Annotated in this window: 28 protein-coding genes; 17 read left to right on the top strand and 11 right to left on the bottom strand. The window is 69.8% G+C overall.

What is annotated here, in order from left to right; genetic code table 11:
* Positions 1-58: 58 nt before the first annotated feature.
* The 4 genes from ACLARN_RS22000 to ACLARN_RS21985 all read right to left on the bottom strand — a co-directional run bounded on the left by ACLARN_RS22000 (position 59) and on the right by ACLARN_RS21985 (position 4,420).
* Positions 59-1,966 carry an intein-containing Rv2578c family radical SAM protein gene (locus ACLARN_RS22000; RefSeq protein ID WP_409493320.1) on the bottom strand — a complete coding sequence of 636 codons (1,908 nt, stop codon included), beginning with the start codon at positions 1,964-1,966 and terminating at the stop codon, positions 59-61.
* Positions 1,967-2,058: 92 nt separating this feature from the next.
* Positions 2,059-3,021 carry a sucrase ferredoxin gene (locus tag ACLARN_RS21995; protein WP_409493319.1) on the bottom strand — a complete coding sequence of 321 codons (963 nt, stop codon included), beginning with the start codon at positions 3,019-3,021 and terminating at the stop codon, positions 2,059-2,061.
* A gap of 85 nt (positions 3,022-3,106) precedes the next feature.
* A complete protein-coding gene (locus tag ACLARN_RS21990; protein ID WP_409493318.1) occupies positions 3,107-4,288 on the bottom strand; it encodes a cupin domain-containing protein in 1,182 nt (393 codons plus the stop codon).
* Positions 4,289-4,420 (bottom strand): hypothetical protein, encoded by a 132-nt coding sequence (locus ACLARN_RS21985; RefSeq protein ID WP_255431246.1) that lies wholly within the window; start codon positions 4,418-4,420, stop codon positions 4,289-4,291.
* Positions 4,421-4,593: 173 nt separating this feature from the next.
* Here ACLARN_RS21985 and crcB (ACLARN_RS21980) point away from each other — a divergent pair, with 173 nt between their 5' ends.
* Positions 4,594-5,004: a fluoride efflux transporter CrcB gene (crcB, locus tag ACLARN_RS21980; protein WP_409493317.1), complete on the top strand. Its 411-nt coding sequence runs from the start codon at positions 4,594-4,596 to the stop codon at positions 5,002-5,004.
* Positions 5,001-5,375 (top strand): fluoride efflux transporter CrcB, encoded by a 375-nt coding sequence (gene crcB, locus ACLARN_RS21975; protein ID WP_409493316.1) that lies wholly within the window; start codon positions 5,001-5,003, stop codon positions 5,373-5,375. The genes crcB (ACLARN_RS21980) and crcB (ACLARN_RS21975) overlap by 4 nt, the downstream gene beginning before the upstream one ends.
* Position 5,376: 1 nt before the next feature.
* On the opposite strand, the gene ACLARN_RS21970 is transcribed toward crcB (ACLARN_RS21975), so the two are convergent.
* Entirely contained in the window at positions 5,377-5,802 is a 426-nt protein-coding gene (locus tag ACLARN_RS21970) for a MarR family winged helix-turn-helix transcriptional regulator (RefSeq protein WP_409493315.1), read from the bottom strand.
* A gap of 86 nt (positions 5,803-5,888) precedes the next feature.
* Here ACLARN_RS21970 and ACLARN_RS21965 point away from each other — a divergent pair, with 86 nt between their 5' ends.
* A complete protein-coding gene (locus tag ACLARN_RS21965) occupies positions 5,889-6,965 on the top strand; it encodes an NAD(P)/FAD-dependent oxidoreductase (RefSeq protein ID WP_409493314.1) in 1,077 nt (358 codons plus the stop codon).
* An 82-nt stretch (positions 6,966-7,047) separates the two neighbouring features.
* Here the strand turns inward: ACLARN_RS21965 and ACLARN_RS21960 are convergent, their stop codons facing one another.
* The 3 genes from ACLARN_RS21960 to ACLARN_RS21950 are packed head-to-tail and all read right to left on the bottom strand — an operon-like array spanning position 7,048 to position 11,000.
* Positions 7,048-8,001, bottom strand: coding sequence for an LLM class F420-dependent oxidoreductase (locus tag ACLARN_RS21960; RefSeq protein WP_409493313.1), 954 nt, complete (start codon positions 7,999-8,001; stop codon positions 7,048-7,050).
* The gene (locus ACLARN_RS21955) at positions 7,998-10,112 is read right to left on the bottom strand and encodes a prolyl oligopeptidase family serine peptidase (RefSeq protein ID WP_409493312.1); all 2,115 of its coding nucleotides are present in this window, start codon (positions 10,110-10,112) and stop codon (positions 7,998-8,000) included. Before ACLARN_RS21955 ends, ACLARN_RS21960 begins: the two co-directional genes overlap by 4 nt.
* Positions 10,113-10,145: 33 nt before the next feature.
* A complete protein-coding gene (locus tag ACLARN_RS21950) occupies positions 10,146-11,000 on the bottom strand; it encodes a PPK2 family polyphosphate kinase (RefSeq protein WP_409493311.1) in 855 nt (284 codons plus the stop codon).
* A 156-nt stretch (positions 11,001-11,156) separates the two neighbouring features.
* Between ACLARN_RS21950 and rocD the strand changes: the two genes are divergently transcribed.
* From rocD to ACLARN_RS21935, 3 genes are all read left to right on the top strand, one after another.
* The gene (rocD, locus tag ACLARN_RS21945; RefSeq protein WP_409493310.1) at positions 11,157-12,359 is read left to right on the top strand and encodes an ornithine--oxo-acid transaminase; all 1,203 of its coding nucleotides are present in this window, start codon (positions 11,157-11,159) and stop codon (positions 12,357-12,359) included.
* Positions 12,360-12,390: 31 nt separating this feature from the next.
* Positions 12,391-13,752 (top strand): DUF2252 domain-containing protein, encoded by a 1,362-nt coding sequence (locus ACLARN_RS21940; protein ID WP_409493309.1) that lies wholly within the window; start codon positions 12,391-12,393, stop codon positions 13,750-13,752.
* Positions 13,753-14,006: 254 nt separating this feature from the next.
* A complete protein-coding gene (locus ACLARN_RS21935) occupies positions 14,007-14,609 on the top strand; it encodes a phosphatase PAP2 family protein (RefSeq protein ID WP_409493308.1) in 603 nt (200 codons plus the stop codon).
* Here the strand turns inward: ACLARN_RS21935 and zapE are convergent.
* On the bottom strand, positions 14,563-15,597 hold the full coding sequence (gene zapE, locus ACLARN_RS21930) for a cell division protein ZapE (RefSeq protein ID WP_409493307.1): 1,035 nt from the start codon (positions 15,595-15,597) through the stop codon (positions 14,563-14,565). The genes ACLARN_RS21935 and zapE overlap by 47 nt on opposite strands.
* 98 nt (positions 15,598-15,695) lie before the next feature.
* On the opposite strand from zapE, the gene ACLARN_RS21925 reads away from it, so the two are divergent.
* The 10 genes from ACLARN_RS21925 to ACLARN_RS21880 all read left to right on the top strand — a co-directional run bounded on the left by ACLARN_RS21925 (position 15,696) and on the right by ACLARN_RS21880 (position 22,404).
* Positions 15,696-16,442: a pyrimidine reductase family protein gene (locus ACLARN_RS21925; RefSeq protein WP_409493306.1), complete on the top strand. Its 747-nt coding sequence runs from the start codon at positions 15,696-15,698 to the stop codon at positions 16,440-16,442.
* Positions 16,439-16,996, top strand: coding sequence for an RNA polymerase sigma factor (locus tag ACLARN_RS21920; RefSeq protein WP_409493305.1), 558 nt, complete (start codon positions 16,439-16,441; stop codon positions 16,994-16,996). The genes ACLARN_RS21925 and ACLARN_RS21920 overlap by 4 nt, the downstream gene beginning before the upstream one ends.
* The gene (locus ACLARN_RS21915; protein WP_409493304.1) at positions 16,996-17,421 is read left to right on the top strand and encodes a hypothetical protein; all 426 of its coding nucleotides are present in this window, start codon (positions 16,996-16,998) and stop codon (positions 17,419-17,421) included. Before ACLARN_RS21920 ends, ACLARN_RS21915 begins: the two co-directional genes overlap by 1 nt.
* A 134-nt stretch (positions 17,422-17,555) precedes the next feature.
* Entirely contained in the window at positions 17,556-18,005 is a 450-nt protein-coding gene (locus ACLARN_RS21910; RefSeq protein ID WP_409493303.1) for an Asp23/Gls24 family envelope stress response protein, read from the top strand.
* Entirely contained in the window at positions 18,005-18,181 is a 177-nt protein-coding gene (locus tag ACLARN_RS21905) for a hypothetical protein (RefSeq protein ID WP_005157087.1), read from the top strand. The genes ACLARN_RS21910 and ACLARN_RS21905 overlap by 1 nt, the downstream gene beginning before the upstream one ends.
* A complete protein-coding gene (locus ACLARN_RS21900; RefSeq protein WP_409493302.1) occupies positions 18,178-18,534 on the top strand; it encodes an Asp23/Gls24 family envelope stress response protein in 357 nt (118 codons plus the stop codon). Before ACLARN_RS21905 ends, ACLARN_RS21900 begins: the two co-directional genes overlap by 4 nt.
* A gap of 14 nt (positions 18,535-18,548) precedes the next feature.
* The gene (locus tag ACLARN_RS21895) at positions 18,549-19,085 is read left to right on the top strand and encodes a DUF6286 domain-containing protein (RefSeq protein ID WP_409493301.1); all 537 of its coding nucleotides are present in this window, start codon (positions 18,549-18,551) and stop codon (positions 19,083-19,085) included.
* Positions 19,082-19,669, top strand: a complete 588-nt coding sequence (gene amaP / locus ACLARN_RS21890) for an alkaline shock response membrane anchor protein AmaP (protein WP_409493300.1) — start codon at positions 19,082-19,084, stop codon at positions 19,667-19,669. Before ACLARN_RS21895 ends, amaP begins: the two co-directional genes overlap by 4 nt.
* A gap of 27 nt (positions 19,670-19,696) precedes the next feature.
* Positions 19,697-20,776, top strand: a complete 1,080-nt coding sequence (locus ACLARN_RS21885) for an ATP-dependent DNA ligase (RefSeq protein WP_409493299.1) — start codon at positions 19,697-19,699, stop codon at positions 20,774-20,776.
* A gap of 107 nt (positions 20,777-20,883) precedes the next feature.
* Positions 20,884-22,404 carry an alpha/beta hydrolase gene (locus tag ACLARN_RS21880; RefSeq protein ID WP_409493335.1) on the top strand — a complete coding sequence of 507 codons (1,521 nt, stop codon included), beginning with the start codon at positions 20,884-20,886 and terminating at the stop codon, positions 22,402-22,404.
* Positions 22,405-22,416: 12 nt separating this feature from the next.
* Here the strand turns inward: ACLARN_RS21880 and ACLARN_RS21875 are convergent, their stop codons facing one another.
* A complete protein-coding gene (locus tag ACLARN_RS21875) occupies positions 22,417-22,659 on the bottom strand; it encodes a DUF2630 family protein (RefSeq protein ID WP_409493298.1) in 243 nt (80 codons plus the stop codon).
* 84 nt (positions 22,660-22,743) lie between these two features.
* On the opposite strand from ACLARN_RS21875, the gene ACLARN_RS21870 reads away from it, so the two are divergent.
* Positions 22,744-23,100 (top strand): thioredoxin family protein, encoded by a 357-nt coding sequence (locus ACLARN_RS21870; RefSeq protein WP_020637318.1) that lies wholly within the window; start codon positions 22,744-22,746, stop codon positions 23,098-23,100.
* A gap of 87 nt (positions 23,101-23,187) precedes the next feature.
* Here ACLARN_RS21870 and ACLARN_RS21865 read toward each other — a convergent pair whose 3' ends face one another.
* On the bottom strand, positions 23,188-24,117 hold the full coding sequence (locus tag ACLARN_RS21865; protein ID WP_409493297.1) for a proline dehydrogenase family protein: 930 nt from the start codon (positions 24,115-24,117) through the stop codon (positions 23,188-23,190).
* Positions 24,118-24,130: the final 13 nt, after the last annotated feature.

Below are 24,130 nucleotides of genomic sequence, written 5' to 3'. Positions count from 1 at the left end.
TAAGCCGAACGGCCGAATGCGTTGTGACGTAAGAAGTTTCACAGTGCGTGTTGGTCGCTCACAGCAGCTTGAGCTGCTCCGCCGCAGGCAAGATCGCCTCCCCCGCGCGCTGCACAGGCATCGTCACCTGCATTCGTTCCCCGTCGTCCGCACGGGAACCGAAGCCGTGACGGCGCAACAACGGGCCGACGCGGGTTCCCAGCCGCTCCCGATAGGACTTCGGGAGGTAGGCGCCGCGCGAGTACAGCTCGCGGTACTTCGGCACCAGTTCCGGATGCTCCCGGCCGAGCCAGCGCGCGAACCATTCCCGCGCGCCCGGCCGCAGGTGCAGCGGGAGGACGGTGACCCGCGTGGCGCCCGCCTCCGCCAGCCGGGCGAACAAGGCGTCGAGCGCTTCTGCCGAGTCGGTCAGGTAAGGCAGCACCGGGGCTACCAGCACCGAACACGGGAGCCCGGCGTCGCGCGCCTTGCGGATCAGTTCGAGCCTCGCCTTCGGGCTCGGTGTTCCCGGTTCGAGGCGACGTTGCAGCTCCTCGTCCAGCAGTGCGAGCGAGATCGCCAGCCCGGCGGGCACGTCCTTCGACACCGACTCCAGCAACGGCAGGTCTCTGGCCAGCACGGTGCCCTTCGTCAGGATGGACAGTGGCGTACCCGAATCCGCCAGCGCCGTGATGATGCGCGGCATCAGCCGGTACCGGCCTTCGGCGCGCTGATAAGGGTCGGTGTTCGTGCCCATCGCGACGTGCTCGCGTGACCAGCTCGGCCGCCGCAGTTGCGCGGCCAGCACTTCGGGCGCGTTGACCTTGACGATCACCTGGGTGTCGAAGTCGCGCCCGGAGTCGAAATCCAGGTACGTGTGGGTGTTCCGCGCGAAGCAGTTGTGCGTGACCATGCCGTCGGCGATGAAGTCACCGGTGCCGGTGGTGATGTCGAACAGCGGCAGCTCGATGCCGAGTGCCTCGATGGACGAGACCTTCCGCCGGGTCCGGCCGATGGCGAGGCCGTCGAGCGACCGTTTCCAGCCGACTGCGGGATCGGCGAGGTGGAAGAAGCGCATCTCCTCCGACGGCCCGCCGAGCAGCTGTACCGTCCACAACGGACTGAACTTGACGTTTTCGGTCTTCACGTAACGGAAACCGAAGTTGTCGAGCGCGGCGCAGAAGGTCGAGACGATGTCCTGCTCGTCGTGGGTGACGCGCAGCGCGCCGTGCCGGTAGCTGCCGGCGAGGTCGAACAGCCCGGCCAGGAATCCGCGCTGCCAATGGGAATCCGGCGACGGCGGCACTTGCACGAAGCCGACCGACGCGCCGAAGTCGGGCAGGTACCTGAGCGCGCGGTCCGCGGCGGCCTGTTCGGCCGAGAACCCGCCGGACCGCAGCATCCCGCAGAGGAACCCGGCGCGGTATCCGATGGTGTCGTCGGGGGTGCGGGCGAGCTTCCCGACCCCGACGAGTTCGGTGCCCCCGACCAGATGCGGTCGTTGTGCCGCACCGAAGCGGGAGCCCGTGACGTGCTTCCAGCCGCGGCCGGTGAGGAACCGGTGGTCGCCACTGGCCACGATGGACGTTCCGTCGTCGAGGGTCAGGCGGTACGCCGGTTTGAGCGTCGACCAATGCGCGAGGACGGTCGTGGGCACCAGGCGACGTCCCGCGCCGCGCCCTCGCGTCCCGTAGATCTCGTCGCCGGGCGCCAGGTCCGCCAACGGTTTCGTCCGGCCGTCGGCCATCAGGACCGGCGTCCCGCCTTCGAGGCAGTACGTGCACGCGTGGGAGCAGCCGCGGTACGGGTTCACCGTCCAGCCGAACGGGACCCCCGAACCGTCGGGCACCTTGTTCAGCACGGCTTTGGCGTGCACCTCGTGAAAGGTGACGCCGTCGAACTCGGGCGCGCGCGCCGAGCGCCGCAACCCGTCCAATCCGGGCAGGACCGGCTCGCCGCCGTCCACCCGCTGTCGTTCCCATCGCACCCGGCCAGTCGAACACATGTTCTAGATAAGTGTCAAACAGGTGTTCGAACACGGGTGATCTTTGCCGCGTTTAGCCCTCTAGTCGCGGAATGTCAGAGCTTCGTGATCTCGTCCGTGACGTATCCGGCGGGCTGGATGAGGCCGGCGCACCGGCTGTCCCCGCGCGGCGTCGCCGACCGGCGGCGCACCGTCACCGAGTAGAAGTCCTCGCCACCGCGCACGGTGACCACCCGCGCGTCGGATTCGAGCAGCGGTTCCTCCTGGACGGCGAGCACGTCGTCCAAACCGGACAGGTTCAGCTGCCGCCGGATCGCGATCTCCGCGTATTGCGCCCACGCCGTCCGCGCGGACGTGCGGCCGCGGAGCTGATCCGGTTCGACCTGCCCGCGCAGGGCCGCCTTGGCGACCATCGCCGCCTCGGCCGGATTGAGCTGGCCGTGCAGGAAACCGTCGGGGACGACGAGGAGGTTGCCGGCCCAGCGGTCGCCGCCGACGTGGCTGACCTCCCAGGACCGGCCCGGGTGGTTGACGTTGAGCGCCGAGGCCAGCGGACGGCCGAGCACCGCGCAGCACATGTCCTTGGTGCCGTGCGTGCAGACCAGGAACAGCGGACCGTCCACGCGGGTGCCGAGTCCGCCGACGCCGTCCGCGACCGCTTGGAGGTCCAGCTCGGCCAAGTCGCTCAGGTCGCGGATCTCCAGGCGCTCCAGCCAACGGTTGCCCGGTTCGCCCCCGCCGACGTACACGGCACGGGGGCGATCCGGGTCGCGCTGATGCTTGCCGGGACGACGGATCAGCAACGGGCGGAGCCCGTGTGAACGTCTCAAGTTCTCGAGCAGCTCACGGCGCTCGGCGGGGAAAGCCTCGTCGAGGACGTCTTCCAGCGCGTCCGCGGGCCAGGGGCCCGGCTGCTCGATGAGCAGCCAGCAGCGCATGTCGGCCGCGGTACCGGCGGGGCTCGCGCCCAGCATGCGCGCGACGGTCGCGCAGCCCGGCAACGCGGCGGGCGACGCCGGACTGTCCGGCGCTGGGGTGTCCGAGAGCTGAGCAGTCATCGGCCGCTCCCTCCGGACGTCACCTTAGGCATGCCTTAGCTTACCCCGTCCGGGCTCTCTTCACACTCCTCGTCCCTTGTGACTTTCAGCCGATCGAGAGAAGACCCTGCGTGGTGAGCTCACCGAGGAAGGCCCGCAGTGTCCCCCGATCGAGTTCGGACAGCTCGGCGAGTCGCTTGACCGCCTGGGGGGTGCCGTCGAGCAGCGCCTTCAGCACCGGGGTGGCGGCATCCGCGAAGACGAACCGCTTGCCTCCGGCGAGCAGGGTCACCCGGCCGTTGCCTTCTTCGAGCACCGCTCTCGGGACGAGGAACCGGACCTCGGTCTCGTCGCCGTCCGGCAGCAGGCCGGGGGTCGCCGCCCAGGGCAGTCCGACCCGCGGATGCGCCGGGGCCGACGAGTCGCGTTCGGTGAGGAACCTGTCGACGACGTCGGTGGTCAGCGTGGCTTCCAGTTCCGCGCGCAGGGCGGCGGCACGGGCCGCGCGTTCCTCTTCCGTCCCGAATCTCGGGAGGTCCTGGCGGAACACGGTACTCGCGCGCAGCTTGTCGGCGAGCCAGGACACCAGGTCGATCCCGGTGGCCGGGCTGAACCCGAGCGTGAGGTGCAGCGACATCTCCCCCACCGCGGTGACGTCGTGCCAGTGCCCACGCGGGACATAGAGGACGTCGCCGTCTTCGAGGACGAAGTCGTCGATCGGCTCACCGGGCCGCTCGGGCTGTTCGACGTCGCGGTGCAGCGGAGCGGGCCTGGTCGGGCCGTGCATCCGCCAGCGTTTGCGGCCGGCGACCTGGATGATGAACGCGTCGTGGTCGTCCCAGTGCACGTCGAAGCCGTGGGTCACGCCCCAGCCCGCGTACAGGTTGACCTGCACGCTCTCGCGGAGGTCGTGTTCGAGACTCCTGGCGAGATCGCCGATCGGGTCGCTGAGTTCCTGGATGGCGTCGAGCACCATCGTCGCGCCGCCGCGGAGGTGCTCGGTGAACGGAGCGGCCTGCAAGCGGGGCACGGTGCCACTGCGGCGGGTGGGGACGAGATCGGTGTAGCTCTCCATGGGCACCGGGGTGCCATCGAGCGCCAGGCGCAGCCGCGGGAACTCCAGGCGGTGCTGCCGGAGGATCGCGTTCAGCGCCGGCCAGGGCAACAGGTCGGCGAACCGGCCCGCGCGGCCTTCGAAACGGCGATAGGTCTCGCCCTGGACGTCTTGGAAGAACTGGCTGACCCCGAGCGGAGCCACGAGGTCAGCCAGTGTCGGCGTTTCGGGCACTCAGCCGTCGTTGCCGTCGTTGTCGGCTGCCGCGCCGTTGGCCTTCCCGCGGTCGACCGCGGTCGGGATCATTTCGACCTCCAGCAGCAAACCGCTGTCGGGAGCCTGCGTACCTGACTGTTCCTGTGCCATCCTGCCACCTTTTTCTCAGACGAGCGGACGGACCGAAAATCGGCCTGGAGCGTCGCCAAGCCTACGACACGTTGGGAGAAAATTCACCGCCCAGCAGGGAAAAATGGCCTGGCGAGCGATCTTCGACACCCGTGGTACTCGTTCACTCGGACAGCGGTTCTAAGCTGCCATCCATGGCTGATCCGGCATCCGTCCCGCGCCCGCGATGGGACGTGCTCGCGGCCGTCGGCGCGGGTGGCGCGCTGGGCAGCCTCGCCCGCTACGGCCTGTCGGTCACGCTCCCCCATTCTCGAGGGCAGTTCGCGCTTTCGACCTTTGCCACCAACGTTTCCGGCTGTCTGCTGATCGGCGTCCTGATGGCGCTGCTGACCGCGGCGGCCGACCCGCACCGGCTGCTGCGCCCCTTCCTCGGGGTCGGGATCCTGGGCGGTTACACCACGTTTTCGACCTACGCGACGGACTCACTCGATCTTGTGACGACGGGGCATCCGTTCACCGGGTTGGCGTACGCGTTCGGCACGGTGGCCGCCGCCTTGGTAGCGGTCTACGCCGGGCACGAAATCACCCGCGCGGTGAAGAAATGACCATCCTTTTCGTCGCGCTCGGTGGCGGCCTCGGCGCGATCCTGCGTTATCTGACCGATCTGCGGATGCGAGCGTGGCGAGGCACCGCCTTCCCGTGGGGCACCCTGTCCGTCAACGTCGTGGGCTCGGCGATCCTCGGCGTCCTCACCGGCTGGGCCCTGCACGGCGGCCAGCCGGACACGGTCCGCTCACTGCTGGCCGTCGGGTTCTGCGGCGGGCTCACCACGTTCTCGACCTTCGGGTACGAGACGTTGCTCCTGTTCACCGGCAAGACACGGCGGCGCGCCGCGCTGAACGTCGGCGTCACGATGGTCGCCGGGATCGGCGCCGCGGCGGCCGGGCTCCTGCTCGCCTCCGCCGTCTGGCACTGACTCAGTCTTCGGGCGCCATCCGCCACACGGCCGCCGCGATCGCCTCACGCTGTTCGACCGGGAGATCCGCCGCCATCTCCTCCAGCTTCTCGACGACGCCTTCGTGAGCGGCGTTCGCGAGCCGGAGGCCCTCCTCGGTCAGCGTGATCTTCAGCGCCCGGCGATCACAGGAATCCGCGACCCGCTCGACGAGCGCACGCCGCTGCACCCGGTCCACCAGTCCGGTGACACTGGATTTCTCCAGGTTCAGCATCCGGCCGAGCTCGGTCATCCCGACACCCGTCTCCCCCTGCGCCAGCACGCAGAGCAGCTGCGCCTGCTGCGGCGTGAGGTCGTGGGACCGGCCGACGTCGATGAAAGCCCGCTGCACGAGATGCGAGAGCCGCACCAGCGCCGTCGCGAATCCGAGGTCTTCGGCCGTGGTCATGAAGCCAGCCTACTTGACGGTCGTTCGGAGTACGAACTACTGTAGTTCGCAGTACCAACATTCCGTACTACGAACTAGGGGATCTCATGACCACGACCGTGGCCGTCATCGGCGGGGGATACGGCGGAACCACCGTCGCCAAGGAACTGGACTCGTTCACCGACGTCGTCCTCGTCGAGCCGCGCGAGGACTTCGTCCACCACGTCGCCGCGTTGCGCGGGCTCGTCGATCCCGAGTGGACGGATCGGCTTTTCTACCCGTACGCCCGCCTCCTCGAACGGGGACAGGTGCTCCGCGACCGCGCGGCGAGCGTCGACCAGGGCGGTGTCACGCTCGCGTCGGGCGAACGGCTCACACCGGACTACATCGTGCTGGCGACCGGTTCGGCGTACCCGTTCCCGGCGAAGATCGATTTCCAGGACAGCGCCTCGGCGAAGGCGAAGATCCATGCCACGCGGGAGGAACTCGCGGGCGCGGAGAAGGTGCTGTTGCTCGGCGCGGGCCCGGTGGGGCTCGAACTGGCCGGCGAGATCAAGGCGGTGTGGCCGGAGAAATCCGTGACGATCGCCGACCCGGCTGAGGAGATCCTGCCCGGTTTCCCGGACGAGTTCCGCGCGGAGATCCGACGCCAGCTCGACGAACTGGGCGTCGAACTCCTGCTCGGCACTTCGCTGACCGAGCCGCCGGTGTCGGAACCGGGGCAGGTGAAGACGTTCACCGCCGCCCTGACCGGCGGCGGTGAGGTGACCGCCGACCTGTGGTTCCAGTGCTTCGGCGGCGCGCCGCACACGGCGTACCTCGACGGCGATCTCGCCGCGGCGCGGCAGGCGAACGGGCAGGTGGCGGTGAACGCCGACCTGCGACTTCCCGGCCAGTCACGGATTTTCGCGCTCGGCGACATCACCGCGCTGCCGGAGGGGAAACTGGCGAAGGTGGCCGGTGACCACGCCGAGGTCGTCGTCGCCAACATCCGGGCGCTGATCGAAGGCGGCGAGCTGCGGACCCACACGCCGGGCGGGCCGATGATCTCGCTGCCGCTCGGACCTTCCGGGGGCGCGACTTACGCGGAGGAGATGGGGATCCTGGACGCGGCGACGACGTCGGAGATCAAGGGTTCGCACATGATGGCTTCGCGGTACGAGGAGATGTTCGACGTCGCCTGACGTGCCCCTGCGCGCGCTATGAAGGACGCTTTCATAGCAAAATTTGCAATGAAAGCGTCCTTCATAGCATCCGGTGCCCCAGTCAGGACCGCGGAGCCAGGCCCCGCACGTGCGCGAACGGATCCTCACCCGTCGGCAGCAGCGCGATGATCGGCGTCGTCAGCCCGTTGTCCACATAGGACTGCACCTGCTCGCGGCAGGAATCGAGGCTGCCGTGGACGATCAGGTCGTCGACGACCTCGTCCGGGATGACCTGGTTGGCTTTCTGCCGGTCACCCGCGGCCCACGCTTCGTGCATCGGCGCCAACGCCTCGCCGCGGCCGAGCCAGTCGTGGAACGCCGCGTACACCGGCACGGTCAGGTAGCTCGAGATGAGCATCCGGCCGAGTCCGCGCGCGGCGGCCTTGTCCTCGGTGGGGCAGACGAAGATCCGCGCGGCCAGTTCGGCGTCCGGCCCGATTTCGGCCCGCACCTTGGGTACGTCGGAGGCGGCGAGCCAGTTGGTGATGGCGCCGTCGGCCTCCTTCGCGGCCAGCCGCAGCATTCCCGGCCGCAGTGCGGCGAGCATGATCGACGGCGGCGGGTCGGTGGGGCGCTCCAGCCGGAACTTGCTGACGGAGAAGGTCTCGTAGTCCTCGGTGACCTTCTCCCCCGCCAGCGCGGACCGCAGGAACCGCAGTGTGTCACGGGATCGCGCGAACGGAGCCTCGAATTCGGCGGCGTTCCAGTTCTTCACGATCACCGGCGACGACGCCCCGATGCCGAGCACGAACCGGCCGGGCGCCAGTTCCGCGACGGTCGCCGCGCTCATCGCCAGCAGGCCGGGACCACGGGTGTACACCGGCACGATCGCCGTGCCGAGCCGCAGCTGCGGCGCCCACTGCGAGGCCAGCACCAGTGGGGCGAAGGCGTCGTTGCCCGCCGTTTCGGCCGACCACGCGTCGGTGTAGCCGAGATCGGGCAGCTGTTCGACCATCTCCTTGTGCGCCGCGAGCGGTACCCCGGTCAGCGGAATGGTGATGCCCCACCGTTTCATGCGTTCTCCTCGCTCTTCGCCGCGCCACCGGACAGCTCGCGCACGATCCAGTCCACCTGCGTGCGCATCAGGTTCTCCGCGACCTCTTCGGCTTGCGGCGTCATATGCGTCGCGCCGGCCAGCGGCAGGAACACGTGCGGGCGTCCTTTGGCCAGCAGTGCCGACGACAGGCGCAACGAGTGGGCGACGAAAACGTTGTCGTCGGCGAGGCCGTGCACGATCAGCAGCGCCCGCGACAGGTCACTGGCGTCGGCGATCAGCGAGTTGTGCTCGTACGACGCGGTTTCCTCCTGCGGGAGGCCGAGGTAGCGCTCGGTGTAGTGCGTGTCGTACAGCGACCAGTCGGTCACGGGGGCGCCCGCGACACCGGCGTGGAACACGTCGGGACGGCGCAGCACCGCCAGCGCGGACAGGTAGCCGCCGTAGGACCAGCCGCGGATCGCGACGCGTTCGGTGTCCAGTTCCGGGTGCAGCGCGGCGGCCGCGTGCAGGGCGTCGACCTGGTCGGCGAGGGTGACGTCGGCGAGTTTGCCCGCGATCTCCTTCTCCCAGGCGGAACCGCGGCCGGGTGTCCCGCGCCCGTCGGCGACCAGCACCGCGAAACCCTGGTCCGCCAGCCATTGCGGGGTCAGGAAGGCGTTGCGGGTTTGCAGGACACGCTGGGCGTGCGGGCCGCCGTACGGGTCGAGCAGCACCGGGAGCTTGCCTTCGCTCTCGTCGTACCCGGTCGGCAGCACCAGCGCGGCGCGCAGACCCCGATCCCCCAGCGTCAGCCAGGTCAGATTCGGCACGACGTCCGGATCCACGGTGTAGGAACCGATACGCGCCACCGTCTTCTCGCCGTCGACGACGGTCACCACCGGGCCGCTGCGCTCCAGGCTCCACGACGAGAGCACGGCCAGCGAGGCGTTCCCGGAGCCGACGTGCACACCGTCCTCAGTGGACAGACGGCGGAGCTCGCCGCCTTCGGTGCGGAAGACGTGGATCTGCGTCGGATCGGCTTCCGACGCGCTGAACAGCACCTCGGCGCCGACGTGCAGGATCGAGCGCACCTGCACGCCCGGCGGGGTGACCGCGACCCCGTCGACGACCAACCGGTGGTCACCGTCTGCGGCGCTCTCGCGCACCAGCCTGCCGTCGGTGGTCCACGCCGGGACACCCGCGGCGATCTCGACCCAGTGCTCGTCGGTCTCGGTGTGCAGCATCTCGACCGAACCGTTCGCCGGGTCGACCGCCTGGATCTCCAGTTTCCGCTGGTCACGCGACTGCACGGACAGCAGCGGCTTGCCTGCTGCCGACCAGTGCACCGCGGCCAGGTACTCCCAGTCGGTCTTCGCGACGTCGACGCGCGAGCCGTCGAGCCCGAGGAACGCCAGCGTCACGTCGGCGTTCACCGTCCCCGCCGCCGGGTACGCGACGACGTTGGCCGGCGACTGCGGATTGGCCGGATCGGCGATCGTCCAGCGCGGCACGCTCGCCCGGTCGGAGCGCTCGACCAGCAGGCTCTTCCCGTCCGGCGACCACCAGTAGCCGCGGGTGCGGCCCATCTCCTCGGCCGCGATGAACTCCGCGAGCCCCCAGGCGATGTCTTCGCCGTCTTCCTCGACGAGCGCCCGGTCCTCACCGGTGGCGCGGTCGATCACCCGCAGCCGACGGTCGCGGACATAGGCGACCTTGGTGCCGTCCGGGCTGGGCCGCGGGTCTACGACGGAGCCTTCGACCAGCACGGATACCGCGCCGGTGGCCAGGTCGAGCGTGTGAAGCTTGCCCGACAGCGAGAACGCGGCGACGGTGAAGGCGGCGTCGACCGCGTAGCCGACCACGCCGCCACCGGTCTCCCGGCTGCGCTCGCGGCGGGCCCGCTCCTCGGGCGGCAGGTCTTCTTCACCGGGCAGCAGTTCGGCCGCGTCGACCAGCTTCGTCTCCTCGCCCGACACGACGTCGAACGACCACAGGCTGTGCCGAGGGTCGGTGCCCGACTCGGACCGCAGGAACAAGACGCGGGAGCCGTCCGGGGCGACCTTGAACTCTTTCGGCGCGCCGAGGGTGAAGCGCTGGGTACGGGCCTGTCGGCGGAGGAACGGGAGGTCTTCGAGGCTGGTGTCGGTCACGTCCGCACTCTTTCAGAAAACACAGCCAGACATTCAGCCCGGTACGCCAACGCCTTCCAGCTTCTTCAACTCCGTCTCGGGATCGAAGTCCGCCGGGGGGAACTTCGGGTCCATCTCGTCGATGGTCTCGATCAGGAGCCGCGCGACCAGCCAGTTGCGGTACCACTTGTGGTCGGCCGGGACGGCGTACCAGGGCGCTGTCGTCGTGGAGGTCTTGGTGAAGATGTCGGCGTAGGCCTTCTGGTAGTCGTTCCACTGGGCGCGGGCGTCGAGGTCGGCGGGGTTGTACTTCCACCACTTCGCCGGGGTCTCCAGCCTGGCCTTGAGCCGCCGCAGCTGCTCCTCCGGCGAGATGTCGAGGAACACCTTCACGACGGTCGTACCGGCGTCGGCCAGTTCCTGTTCGAACGCGTTGATCTCGGCGTAGCGCTTGCGCCATTCCGCGGCGGGCACCAGCTTCTGGACCCGCGGGACCAGGATGTCCTCGTAGTGGGATCGGTCGAAGACGCCGACCTGCCCCGGCACGGGGAGTTGCTTGCGGATCCGCCACAGGTAAGGGTGGCGCCGTTCGGTCGCGGTCGGCTTCTTGAACCCCGCGTAGCGCACGCCCATCGGGTTGACCAGGCCGAGGACGTGCCCGACTGTGCCGCCCTTGCCGGAGGTGTCCATCCCTTGCAGGACGAGCAGGAGACTGCGGTTCCCACCGCCGACGCCCTCCGCGTAGAGGGCCTCCTGCAGCTTCGCGAGCTTGCCGCCGGAGTCTACGAGGTCCTTGAGGGCCTTGGGCTTCTTGTGCGGGCCGACCGGGAACGAGCCCGGATCGTGCCGCTCGGTTCCCTTGCCGATCCTCAGCGCGTCCCGCACGGAGAGGTGGTCCTTTTTCGCCATCCGGCGACGATAACCGCGGTCCGCGTCACGCGCCTGCGGTGATCAAGTACTCCGATGCATGATTTCGCCACCCGAAGGAGTCGATACGCAACGAACAACGGGTCAAAGCAACGTTTCCCGGATGAAGTCCACCAGATAGGCATCTAACCTGAACGCATGACGACCGCCGACTTCATCGCGCTCGACGAGCAGTGGAGCACGCACAACTACCACCCCCTGCCCGTCGTGATCGCCACCGCCGAGGGCGCTTCGGTCACCGACGTCGAGGGCAAGACCTACCTCGACTTCCTTTCCGGCTATTCCGCGCTGAACTTCGGGCACCGCCACCCCGGGCTCATCGCCGCCGCGATCGAGCAGTTCGGCCGGGTCACGCTGACCTCGCGCGCCTTCCACCACGACCAGCTCGGACTGTTCTGCCGGGAACTCGCCGAGCTGACCGGTACCGAGATGACGCTGCCGATGAACTCCGGCGCGGAGGCCGTCGAGTCCGCGGTGAAGATCGCCCGGAAGTGGGCGTACCAGGTCAAGGGCGTCCCCGACGGGACGGCGGAGATCGTCGTCGCGGGTTCGAACTTCCACGGCCGCACGACGACCATCGTGTCCTTCTCCACCGACGAGACCGCGCGCGCCGACTTCGGCCCGTTCACGCCGGGCTTCGTCACCGTCAAGTACGGCGACGCCGAAGCGCTGCGTGACGCCATCACCGAGCACACCGCCGCGATCCTGCTGGAGCCGGTCCAGGGTGAGGCAGGCGTGATCGTGCCACCCGCCGGCTACTTCGCCGAGGCGCGGCGGCTGTGCGACGAGCACAACGTCCTGCTGATCGCCGACGAGATCCAGTCCGGCCTCGCCCGCACCGGCACCGTCCTCGCGCTCGACCACGAAGGCGTCCGCGCCGACGTCTACACGCTGGGCAAGGCGCTCGGCGGCGGGATCATGCCGGTCTCGGCGGTGGTCGGCAGCCAGGACGTGCTCGGCGTGCTGAAGCCGGGCGAGCACGGATCCACCTTCGGCGGGAACCCGGTCGCCTGCGCGATCGGACGGGCCGTCGTCGGGCTGCTGAAGACCGGCGAGTTCCAGGAGCGTTCGCGGGAACTGGGCGCTCACCTGCACGGCAGGCTCGGCGAACTGGTCGGGAACGGGCTGGCCGAGGTCCGCGGCCGCGGACTCTGGGCGGGGATCGACATCGCGCCCGGCGGGCCGACCGGCCGGGAGGCGTCCACCGCGCTGGCCGAACGCGGCGTGCTGTGCAAGGAGACGCACGACCACACGCTGCGGATCGCGCCGCCGCTGGTGATCAACCGCGAGGAACTCGACCGCGGTATCGACGCGATCACGGAGGTCGTCAAGACCCAGTGAACCTTTCGGGCGGCCGGTACGTTGGCTGTCCATGGGAGACGTGCGGGAGTGGGTCGAGCGGCCGCTGGTCGGCACCGAGACGGTGACGCCGGAGGACTGGTTCGCGAGGGGCAAGGCGCTGCGGGACGAGGCGCCGACGTCCGCGCACGATCACGCGGCGGCGGGCGAGGGCCGTCCAAGTGTGGCGGAATTCTTCGCGCGGACCAACGAAGGCCGCCTGCCGGAACTGGTGGACCTGCGGCGCGAGCGCATGCTCGCGTCGCCGTTCACCTTCTACCGCGGCGCGGCCGGGCTGATGGCCGCGGATCTGGCGGGGTCGCCGTCGTCGGGACTGACAGCGCAGCTCTGCGGGGACGCGCACGCGGCGAACTTCGGGCTCTACGGCACGCCCGAGGGCCAGATCGTGATGGACATCAACGACTTCGACGAGTCCGTGCCGGGGCCGTGGGAGTGGGACCTCAAACGGCTCGCCGCCAGTCTCGTGCTGGCCGGGCGCGAGGGCGGCATCGGCGAATCGGGCTGCCGTGAGGCCGCCGAAGACGCGGTGAAGTCCTACCGGCGCACCATCCGGGGGCTGGCGGAACTGCCGTTCCTGCGGTCGTGGAACGCGCTACCGGACGCGTCGGTGCTGAGCACGGTCCGCGCGCACGACCTGATCGACGACTTCGAGGAAGCGGCCGAGAAGGCGCGGAAGAACACCAGCGCCAAGGTCACCGCGAAGTGGACCCGGCGGATCGACGACCACGAAACCGGTCTCGAACGGCACCGGTTCGTCGAAGACCCTCCGGTGCTCACGCACGTCGACGACGCGACGGCGGACGCTGTGATCACCGGCCTGGTGTCCTATGTGGACACGATCCGCGAATCGCGGCGGACACTGCTCTCGCGGTACCGGGTGTCCGATGTGGCCTTCCGGGTGGTCGGCACCGGAAGTGTCGGACTGCGCAGCTATGTCGCGCTGCTGCACGGCAACAGTGGTGAAGACCTGGTGCTGCAAGTGAAACAGGCTGTTCCGTCGGCGCTGGCGCCGCACCTCGGCCTGACCGCGCCGGAGCACGAGGGTCGCCGGATCGTCGAGGGCGCGCGGCTCGTGCAGGCCGAGACGGACATCCTCCTCGGCTGGACGACCATCGACGGCCTGCCCTACATCGTGCGGCAGTTCCGGAACCTCAAGGGCGACATCGATCCCGCGGAACTGAAGAAGGACCACCTCGACGACTACGGCCGCCTGGCGGGCGCGTTGCTGGCGCGGGCGCACGCGCGGTCGCTGCATCCGCAGATGCTGGCGGGATACTTCGAGGACGACGAAGACCTCGACGAGGCCATCGGTGCCTACGCGGTGCGCTACGCCGATCAGACCGAAGCGGACTTCGCCGCCTTCGAGGCCCTCTGACCCGCTTCGCCACCCGCTCACCAACCCCGAACTCGCGTGCCCGAACGGAGATCTCCCGTGATTGGACGGCGAACTCACGTGATTGAACGGAGAACTCGCGTAATCACGTGAGTTCTCCGTCTGATCACGGGAGTTCTCCGCCTGATCACGGGAGTTCTCCGCCTGATCACGGGTGGGGCGCCACCTACTTGCGGTGGGTCTGGCGTGATTTCCGCGACAAGCCGTTCTGGCGGGTGGTCACGTAATCTCGCCGGATGAGCGGAAGAGCGCCGTACGGGCTGGTCGCGGCGACCTGTGCCGTGGTCATGGTCGTCCTCGGCCTGCTGGTCTCCGGCGAAGGACTGTCGGGCCCCGACGCCCTGGCCGACGAGTGGGTGCGGCGCACCTTCGGCGAAGACCTGCTGCGGCTCCTCGTGCTGCCGACCGAGGCCTACGTCCTGATCCCGGTCGCGGTCCTCACCGCCGCCCTTTGCCTGCTGGGACGGCGCAGGCCCGAAGCGGCCTTGACCATCGTCGGCCCGCTCATCGCCATTCTCGCCAACACCTGGGTGCTCAAACCGCTTTTCGGCCGCTGGAAGAACACGTGGCTCGCCTACCCCAGCGGGCACACCGTCGCGCTGGTCGCGGTGCTGACCGTGCTCGTCCTGCTCGCCCGGCCCGGCGTCGCGACGGCCGTCATCTCGATCGTGGGCGCGGTGGTGCTCGGCGGGGTCACGATCGGCATGATCGGCCTCGGCTATCACTACCTGACCGACGTCGTGGGCGGCACGCTGTTCGCCATCGCCGTCGTGTGCGCGACGCGGGTGCTGCTCAGCTGGGCTGCACGGCGTCGCGTGCCAGTGCCGTCAGACGGCTGACGGCGCGCAGGTACTTCTTGCGGTAACCGCCGTTCACCATCTCCTCGGTGAACAGCAGCGGCACCGGCTCGCCCGAGACCACCAGCGGGATCGCGCGATCGTAGAGCCGGTCAGCGAACGCGACCAGCCGCAGTCCGACGTTCTGGTCCGGAACCGGGTGGATGTCATGCAGGTGCACGCGGCTCACTCCGTCGAGAAGCCTGCCGTAGCGCGAAGGGTGCAGCTCGCCGAGGTGCTCGCACAACGCGTCGAAATCGTCCACAGTGGACTCGGGATGCGCCGCAGCGGAGGCTTCCAGCTCCTCCGGGCTCGCGGGCGGCGGTGCGTCCGGCAGTCCTCGGTGGCGGTAGTCCGGGCCGTCGACGCGGCAGACGCCGAACCGGGCGGACAGCGACTGGATCTCGCGCAGGAAGTCCGCGGCGGCGAACCGGCCCTCGCCGAGTTTGTCGGGCAGCGTGTTGGAGGTCGCCGCCACGAACACCCCGGCCGAGATCAGCTCCTGCAGCAGCCGGGTGACGAGCATGGTGTCGCCGGGGTCGTCGAGTTCGAACTCGTCGATCGCCAGGAACCGGTGCTCGGAAAGCCGTCGCACCGCCTCGGCGAACCCCAGCGCGCCGACGAGGTGGGTCAGCTCCACGAACGTCCCGTACGCCTTGGGCGACGGCGTCTCGTGCCACGTCGAGGCGAGCAGGTGGGTCTTGCCGACGCCGAAACCGCCGTCCAGATAGAGCCCCCTCGGTCCGGTGGGCGCGTCGTCCCCGCCGCCGAACAGCGCGCGCAGCTTCGACTTCGGCTTCCGGTTCGCGGCTTCCGCCACACGCTTCGCGAACGCGCCACAGTCGACGACGGCCTCGGCCTGGCTCGGCTCGTCCGGGTTGGGCACGTAGGTGGAGAACCGGACCGCGTCGAACCGGGGCGGCGGGACGAGCGCGGTGATCAGCTCGTCGGCGGACAGCTCCGGACGGCGATCGATCAGGCGGGCGGGCATTCGCCGAGAGTAACGGCACCGGCGACGGCCGTTCACCCTCCCTGACCGGGCGTATCCCCCGCTCAGCGGTGCCGTCGGGCTCGTGCTGGGATGGAGGTGTGCAGCTTTTGTGGCCAACGACACCGGCGGATCCCGTCTCCGACGCCGACCTGGAGCGGCTCTACGGGTATCCCGAGGACCTGACCCGTCCCTGGGTCCAGGTCAACTTCGTCAGCTCCGCCGACGGCGCGGTCGCGGTCGACGAGCTGTCCGAGGGCCTTTCGCACCCCGCCGACAAGCGGATCTTCCTGCTGGGGCGGCTGCTTTCCGACGTGATCCTGGTCGGCGCGGGCACGGCTCGCGCCGAGGGTTACCGCGGCGCGCGGATCTCTCCCGAACGCGCCGCCCGCCGGGTCTCGCTCGGGCTGTCCGAGGTCCCGCCGATCGCGGTGGTGACCCGTTCCGGTGAACTCGACCCCGCGGGCCCGTTGTTCACCGACACCAAGGTCCCGCCGATCGTCATCACCACCGAGAAGGCGCCTCGGGCCGCGCTGGAACGCGCGGGCGCCGACGTGCTCGTCGGCGGGACCGACGACGTCGACCTCCACGTGGCACTGAAACTCCTGGCCGGACGCGGGCTGTACCGCGTCGACTGCGAGGGCGGGCCGGCGCTGTTCGGCGACCTGATCGCGGCCGACCTCGTCGACCAGCTGTGCCTGACCGTCGCCCCCCTGCTCGCGGGTGCGGGCGAGCGCCGGATCGCCGACGGCCGCCCCGCCCCGGAACCACGCCGGATGGACCTCGCGTCGCTGCTCTTCGAGGACGGATTCACCATGCTGCGCTACCGCCGCCGGGAGGGCGGGTGAGCGAGCCCGCGCCGGTTCCGGACCAGGAACTGGCGGCCAGGGCCGCCGCCGGGGACCACGGTGCCTTCGACACCTTGGTGCGGCGGCACACGGCCCGGATGTACCGCGTGGCGCTGCGGATCACCGGCAGCGCGTCGGAGGCCGAGGACGTCGTCCAGGAGGCCTGGCTTTCCGCGTGGCGCGCGCTGCCCGGGTTCCGGCACGAGTCCGCGTTCCCCACTTGGCTCTATCGGGTGACGACGAACGGCGCGCTCAGCCAGGTCCGGCGCCGGAAACCGACCGTGCCGCTCGACGAGGGCGACGCCGGGATCGTGCCTGGTCCGGAGGGTCACGTGGTGAGCGCCGAACAGGTCGGCACGGTGCTGCGCGCGATCGCCGAACTCGACGTCGGCCAGCGGATCCCGCTGATTCTGCGAGAATTCGAAGGGATGACCTACGAGGAGGTGGCCGAGGTTCTGGAAGTCAGTGTGCCCGCCTTGCGTGCCCGTCTGCACCGCGCGAGGGTGGCGCTGCTGGCGAAGCTCGGCGACAACTTCCGACCCGGGGAACGGTGATGAGCGAGGATCCGCGCGACGACCCCCGGTGGGAGCAGGTGCGCGCCGCCGCGAGCCGTCCCGTGCCGACGCCGCCGGGGCTCGTCGAACGAGTGCTCCGTTCGGTCGGCGGCGCCCGCGGGAGGCACACCACGGCACCGCTCGACCTGCCCTCGGCCGGAGGGAAGACCCAGGTGTCGGAACGGGCACTGGTCCTGATGACCAGGAGGCTCGCCGCCGAGATCGGCCGCGACCTCGGCGGGGTCCACGTCTCGGCCGTCGCGCTCGAGGACGACGTGCTCCAGGTGCTGGTGACGATCCGGTTCGGCGTCGAAGCGGCCGCCGCGGAACTGCTGCGGCACCGCGTCACCGCGGCGCTGACCGGCCAGCTCGGCTCGGCCCCGCCCGCGATCAACGTCCACGTCGTCGACGTCCACCCGGACTGAACCCCGGAAGTGATTACCCCATTCGGGGGACATTCCGGGACGACTCGGCATGCGCGTGTGTCCTGGTCGGTGAGAGCGTTAGGAACGCCGTGCGCGCAGGTCGTGCGGCGCAGGTGCGAGAAGGAGCGAACCTCATGGCGCAGCCGAGCGCGAGCAAGCCCGACACCCCGGTGACGGGGTCGTCCCTCAACGAGGAAGGAGCCGCCGGCAAGACCACGATCTCGTCGGTGGTGGTGCAGAAGGTGGCCGGTCTCGCCACCCGTGAGGTGACCGGGGTCCACGCCCTGGGCGGCGGGGTCTCGCGGGCCTTCGGCGCGATCCGCGAGCGCATCCCCGGTTCCGGCACGGTCACCACGTCCGGTGTCTCGGTCGAGGTCGGCGAGAAGCAGGCGGCGATCGACCTCGACGTGGTCGTCGAGTACGGCGCCCGCATCGTCGACGTCGCGCGGGCGGTGCGCCGCAACGTGATCGGCCAGGTCGAGCAGATCACCGGCCTCGAGGTGATCGAGGTCAACATCTCGGTCAACGACATCCACCTGCCCGACGAGGACGGCGGCGAGACCGAGACCTCGCGGGTCGAATGATGAACGGCACCCAGACCGGCCTGCTCGCCGGGCTCATCCTCGGCCTCGCCGCGACACAGGGCTTCACCGCGTTCCTGGTGACGCTGGCCGTCGGCGTCATCGGCCTCGTCCTCGGCCGGGTACTCGACGGCGAACTCGACCTCGGCGACCTGTTCGGCCGGGGCCGCGACAAATGACCGTGCCGCCCGACCCTGAGGATCGCGGCACCCTCACCATCGCGCCGTCCGTGGTCCGCAAGATCGCGCAGCACGCCGCGGACCAGGTCGACGGGATCACCCTCGCCGAGCGGCGGATCGCCGGGCTCGGCCTGGGGACCCACGGCGCGAGCGCGAAGGTCGGCGGTGAGGGCAACGACGTCGACCTCGTGCTCGACGTGGCTTTGAAGTACCCGGCACCGGTGCGGCGGATCGTCGGCGATCTGCGCGCCCGGGTCACCGAGGAGGTCGAACGGATCACCTCGTACCAGGTCCGCGACATCTCGGTGACGGTCTCCGCGCTCCTGCCCGACATCGCGCCCCGCGTCCGCTAGAAGGAGCAACTGGCATGCGTTTGTTCGTCCGCCTGCTGTCCGCCCTGATCGGGCTGGCGCTGGCCGCCGCCGGGGTCCTGCTGGCCTTGGAGGTCAGCTGGGGCTGGTGGCGGCCGGGGCGGGGACCACTGTTCGTCCCGTGGGACGACTGGCGCGACAGGCTCGCGGAACTGCCCTGGAGCGCTCCGGCGGTCCGGTACGTCGCGATCGCCGTCGCGGTCGTGGGCCTGCTGCTGATCCTGGCGGCGGCCTCGGCCGGACGGCGCGCCATCCGGCTGACCGATCCGGCGAACGAGGTCAGCGTGACCACCTCGCCGCGTTCGCTGGCGAGGCTGGTGGGGCTGACCGTGCGCGCGCAGGACAACGTCGCGGGCGCCAAGGTCACCGTCACCGCCAAGAAGATCCGTGTCCGCGCGACGAGCAGGTTGGAAACCGAAGGCGAGCTGCGGCCGCGGCTGCTGGAAACGGTCTCCGGCCTGCTCGACGACGTCCCCCTGGTGCGGCGGCCGAAGGTGTCCGTCGTCGTCGACTCCCCGAAGGACCGCCGATGACCCGTTCGGTCTCCGCCAAGGCGCTCGGCCGGTCCACCGGCACCGAACGCATCCTGACCGTCCTCATCGGACTGCTCGTTCTGCTCGGCGGGGCTACGGTGATCGCGGTCGGCGCGGGCTGGCTCGGCACGTACCGCGCCAACCGCTCCCTTGTGGATCCGATCGCGCTCGACTGGCTCTCGCGGAACGCGCTCCCCTCGCGCGTCGGCGCGATCGTGCTCGGTGTCCTCCTGCTGTGGCTGGGACTGTGGTGGTTCTTCCGGTCGTTGCGCCCGGAAGGCCGTCCCGACCTCGAACTCGACGACGACCTCGTGGTGACCTCCTCGGCCATCTCCGAGGCCGTCCGCGCCGACGCCGAGACGATCGACGGTGTCGGACGTGCCAGGGTCCGCGCGGTCGGCGACAGCGACAACCCGGCGCTGCGGATCACGCTCTGGCTGAGCGAGGGCTCCGACCTGAAACGGGTGTGGGAGCAGCTCGACCTCACCGTGCTGGCCCGCGCGCGGGAATCGCTCGGCGTCGACGTGCTGCCGACCGCCGTCCGGCTCGAACTCGACACGGGAGCACCGCAACGGGTGCGCTGAGCACGTCGCCTGCGCGAGAATGCCGTCATGTCGCTTCCCTTGACACCACCGGTCAAACCGATGCTCGCCAAACCGGCGAAGGCGATCCCCGATTCCGGCGGTCTGCTGTTCGAGCCGAAGTGGGACGGGTACCGCTGCCTGGTGTTCCGCGACGGCGACGAGCTGACCTTGCAGTCGCGGTCGGAGAAGCCGCTCAACCGGTACTTCCCCGAGGTCGTCGAGCGGCTGAAGGCGGCGCTGCCCGAGCGGATCGTGCTCGACGGCGAACTGGTGGTCGGCCGGGACGGGAAGCTGGACTTCGACGCGCTCACCGACCGGATCCACCCCGCCGAAAGCCGGATCAAACTCCTGGCGGAGCAGACCCCGGCGGAGTTCATCGCGTTCGACCTGCTGGCGCTCGGCGACGAGTCCTATCTGGACGAACCGACGTCGAAACGCCGGGAACGGCTGGAGAAACTGGCCTCCGACGGCATCCACCTGACCCCGGCCACCTCGGATCCGGCGATCGCGCGGCACTGGTTCGAGCTGTTCGAGGGCGCCGGACTCGACGGCGTCATCGGCAAACCGCTCGACGAGCCGTACACCCCCGGCAAACGCGTGCTGCTGAAGTACAAGCACTCGCGCACCGCCGACTGTGTGCTCGCGGGACTGCGCTGGCACGTCGACGGCGAAGCGGGCGAGATGGTCGGCTCGTTCCTGCTCGGGCTCTACGACGAGGACGGCGTGCTGCACCACCCCGGCGTCGTCGGGTCGTTCCCGGTCACCCGGCGGCGTGAACTGGCCGAGGAGCTGGCACCGCTGATCACCGACGGGGCCGATCACCCGTGGCTGGGCGACAACGTGCGGGAGCACCAGCGGATCCCCGGGGGGATCACCCGGTGGAAGTCCAAGGAAGCCCCGTGGGTGCCGCTGAAGCTGGAAAAGGTGGTCGAGGTCGGCTACGAGCACACGGAAGGCGGATATCCGTCGCGGTTCCGCCACACCGCGCAGTTCAAGCGCTGGCGTCCCGACCGCGAACCGGATTCCTGCACCTACGCCCAGCTCGAAGAGGTCGCCCGGTACGACCTGGACGCGGTGTTCCGCGGCGAGGTCAAACGCACCCGCTAACCGGGGCCTGACACGTCACCTGCGAAGCTCATCCCGAGCTTTTGTCATGCCCTGGAAGTGAGGACCAGCCCGTGAGCACCGCCCGCCGCACGCCACGGCTGTTCCTGATGACGGCCATGGTCGCGACCGTGCTCGCGGGCTGCACGGCCGGGCCGTCGGTCCGGCCGGCGGTGATCGACAACGACGGCAAACCCGCTCCCGGCGGTTCGTCGGCGGCGCAGCCGGTGCCGCTGCCGCCGCTCACCGAACCGCGGTCGCCGTCCATCAAATGGGAGGACTGCGACGAGGCGACCCGGCAGCGGCTGGGCCAGCCGTCCGTGCCGGACACGCTCAAGTTCTCCTGTGCCAGGGTGCCGACCACACTCGACGCGCCGGACTTGCCCGGCCGCGGGCTCTCGCGGCTGTCGGTGGTCAAAACCGGGGGCGGGCCGATCCCGCTGGTCGTGGTCAACGACGTCGACGGTGAGCCCGGGTCGCTGTACGCCGCACGGCTCGCCGCGGCGCTGCCGCCCGAGTACCTGCAGAAGTTCTCCCTGATCGGCGTGGACCGGCGAGGGACCGGGACTTCCGCGCCGGTGCAGTGCATCCCGGCGGAGATCCGCACCGACCTGCTCGGCGGCGATCCGACCGCAGGCGACCTCGAACCCGTGGTCGACGCGGCACGCAGGGCAGGCCAGCAGTGCGCGATCGAACTGGACGACTCGCAGGTCGCGATGGACAGCTGGCGGTCCGCGGGCGACCTCGACGAACTTCGGGAGCAACTGGGACTGGACAAGCTGCACGCGCTGGGACGCGGTGACGGCTCGAAGGTCCTCGCCGAATACGCCGTGCGGTTCCCCGCGCAGGTCGGCCGCGTCATGCTCGACGGGCTGCCCGACCCGGCCCCCGACGCGACCGCCGTCCAGGAAGCCGTCGCCGCGAGCGCGCAGGCCACCCTCGACGCGTTCGGCGCCGACTGCATCGCCAAGGGCTGCCCGATCGGCGACGCCCGTGCGGCCGTGACCGCCGTCGCGGACCGGCTCCGCGCCGCCCCCGCGACGACCACCGACGGGGTGGAGATCACGCCGGGGATCGCGCTGTACGCCGTCTATTCCGGGCTCGCGCAGCGCTCGCGCTGGGTGGAACTGGCCGAGGCGCTCAAGTCCGCGCAGACCGGCGACGTCACGCCGCTGGCCGCGTTCGCGGAGCCGGTGCTGAAGGACACCAAGGCACGGCCGTCCCGGCTGGACGGCACGCTCGCGACCAAATGCAACGACAGCGCGACACGGCTTTCGGCCGAAGAACTCACGCGCGTGACCACGACCCTGCGCGACAAGTACCCGCAGTTCGGCGTCTTCGCCGCGCAGCAACTGGCGTGGTGCAGCCCGTGGCCCGTCCGCCGCGAACCGCTCCCGCCCGCCGGCGCCCCGGGCGCACCGCCGATCCTCGTCGCGGGCACCGCGACCGACCCGGTCACACCGGAACAGGGCACCGGCCGGGCCGCCGACCAGATGCCGAGCGCGGTGACGATCACCTGGCAGGGCGCCGGACACGGCGCGTTGAGCCTCTCCCCCTGCGTCACCGACGCGACGCGGGCCTTCCTGATCGACGGGAAGATCCCCGTGGACGGAACCCTCTGCCCGGCCTGAGTCTCAGTGGTTCTACTGCCGGTAGGACTCCACCTCTGAGATCGGCCGCGTCGTAGCCTGGTCCGGGTCCTCGTCGAACTCGACGCGCGCCCGCCGCTGCCGCAGCAGGTCCCAGCACTGGTCCAGCTGCTGCTCCACACTCGCGAGCCGGGACCGGTCGTCCGAGCTCAGCCCGGACCCGATCGCCCGCGAGCGGAGTTCGTGCTCCACGCTGACCAGCTCGTCGATCCGGCTGAGGATGTCTCCGTCGGCCATGCGCACCTCCTTCTGAGTTGCTCCATTAAAGACGCTACGCGCTCTCGCGGGAATGTGCGTCCGGCCTGTTTCGTTACGCCGGACATGAGCACAGTTGAGCTGACCGCCGCCAACTTCGATCAGGTCGTGTCCGAGAACGACTTCGTGATCATCGACTTCTGGGCGGGCTGGTGCATGCCGTGCCGCCAGTTCGCGCCGACCTACGAAAAGGTGTCGGGCAACCACGACGACATCGTGTTCGCGAGTGTCGACACCGAGGCCGAGCAGCAGCTGGCCGCCGCCTTCGACGTGCGCTCGATCCCCACGCTCGCGGTGATCCGCGACAAGACGGTCATCTACGCGCAGCCCGGCGCGCTCCCGGAGAAGACGCTCGAAGACCTCATCCAGCAGGCGCGCGACATCGACATGGACAAGCTCAAGGAAGAGGCTCAAGAAGCCTGAAGAAACGAAAGAAGGGGCCCTTCCTGGCGGATTTCGCCGGGAAGGGCCCCTTTGTACTTCAGCGGAACTGTGCCACCAGTGACCGGGTCAGCCCCGGGTGGCGAGTCCGCGCAGGAAGAACGCCAGGTTCGCCGGGCGTTCCGCCAGCCTGCGCATGAAATAGCCGTACCATTCGTCGCCGTAGGGGACGTAGACGCGCATCGTCTTTCCGTCACCCGCGATCCGGCGCTGCTCTTCGGGACGGATCCCGTACAACATCTGGAATTCGTGGTCGTCCGCCTTGCGGTCCGCGTCCATCGCGAGCTTCTCGGCGATCGCGATCATCCGGGGGTCGTGCGAGGCGACCATCGGATAACCCTTGCCCTGCATGAGGATCTTCAGGCAGTGAACGTAGGACTTGTCCACTTCGGACTTGCCTTGGAACGCGACCTCTTCGGGTTCGGCGTAGGCGCCCTTGCACAGCCGGACGCGGGAGCCCTCCCCCGCGAGGTCGCGGCAGTCCTGTTCGGTCCGCCGCAGGTAGGCCTGAAGCACCGCGCCGACCCACGGGTACTCGGTGCGCAGTTCCCGCAGGATGCCCAGCGTCGAGTCCGTGGTGGTGTGGTCCTCCATGTCGAGGGTCACCGTGGCACCGACCGCTTCGGCCGCCGCGCAGATCTTGCGGGCGTTCTCCAGCGCGACCTTCTCACCGTCGGCGGGCAGGAATTGACCGACCGCGGACAGCTTCACCGAGACGTCCGCACCGAACGCGAGGCCGTCGGCCGCCAGCGCGGACAGCAGTTCCTCGTAGGCGCGGACGGTCGTGGCGGCCTGCTCGGCGTCGGTGGTGTCCTCGCCGAGGTGGTCGAGGGTGACCCGAAGGCCGTCGTCGGCCAGTTCGCGGACCACCCGGGCGGCCTCGGACGTCCCGGCGCCGGCGACGAACCGGCTCACCACCGATCGGGTGGCGGGGACGAACTCGACCAGTTCGCGCATCCGCTGGGATCGAGCGGCGGCGAGCAGCGGGGCACGCAACATCACGGACTCCTGA

The sequence above is a fragment of the Amycolatopsis sp. cmx-11-12 genome, from assembly GCF_046269425.1.
In the GTDB taxonomy this organism is placed as follows: Bacteria; Actinomycetota; Actinomycetes; order Mycobacteriales; family Pseudonocardiaceae; genus Amycolatopsis.
Note: the sequence above shows the minus strand (reverse complement) of the source record. Positions and strands in the feature narration are given on the sequence as shown.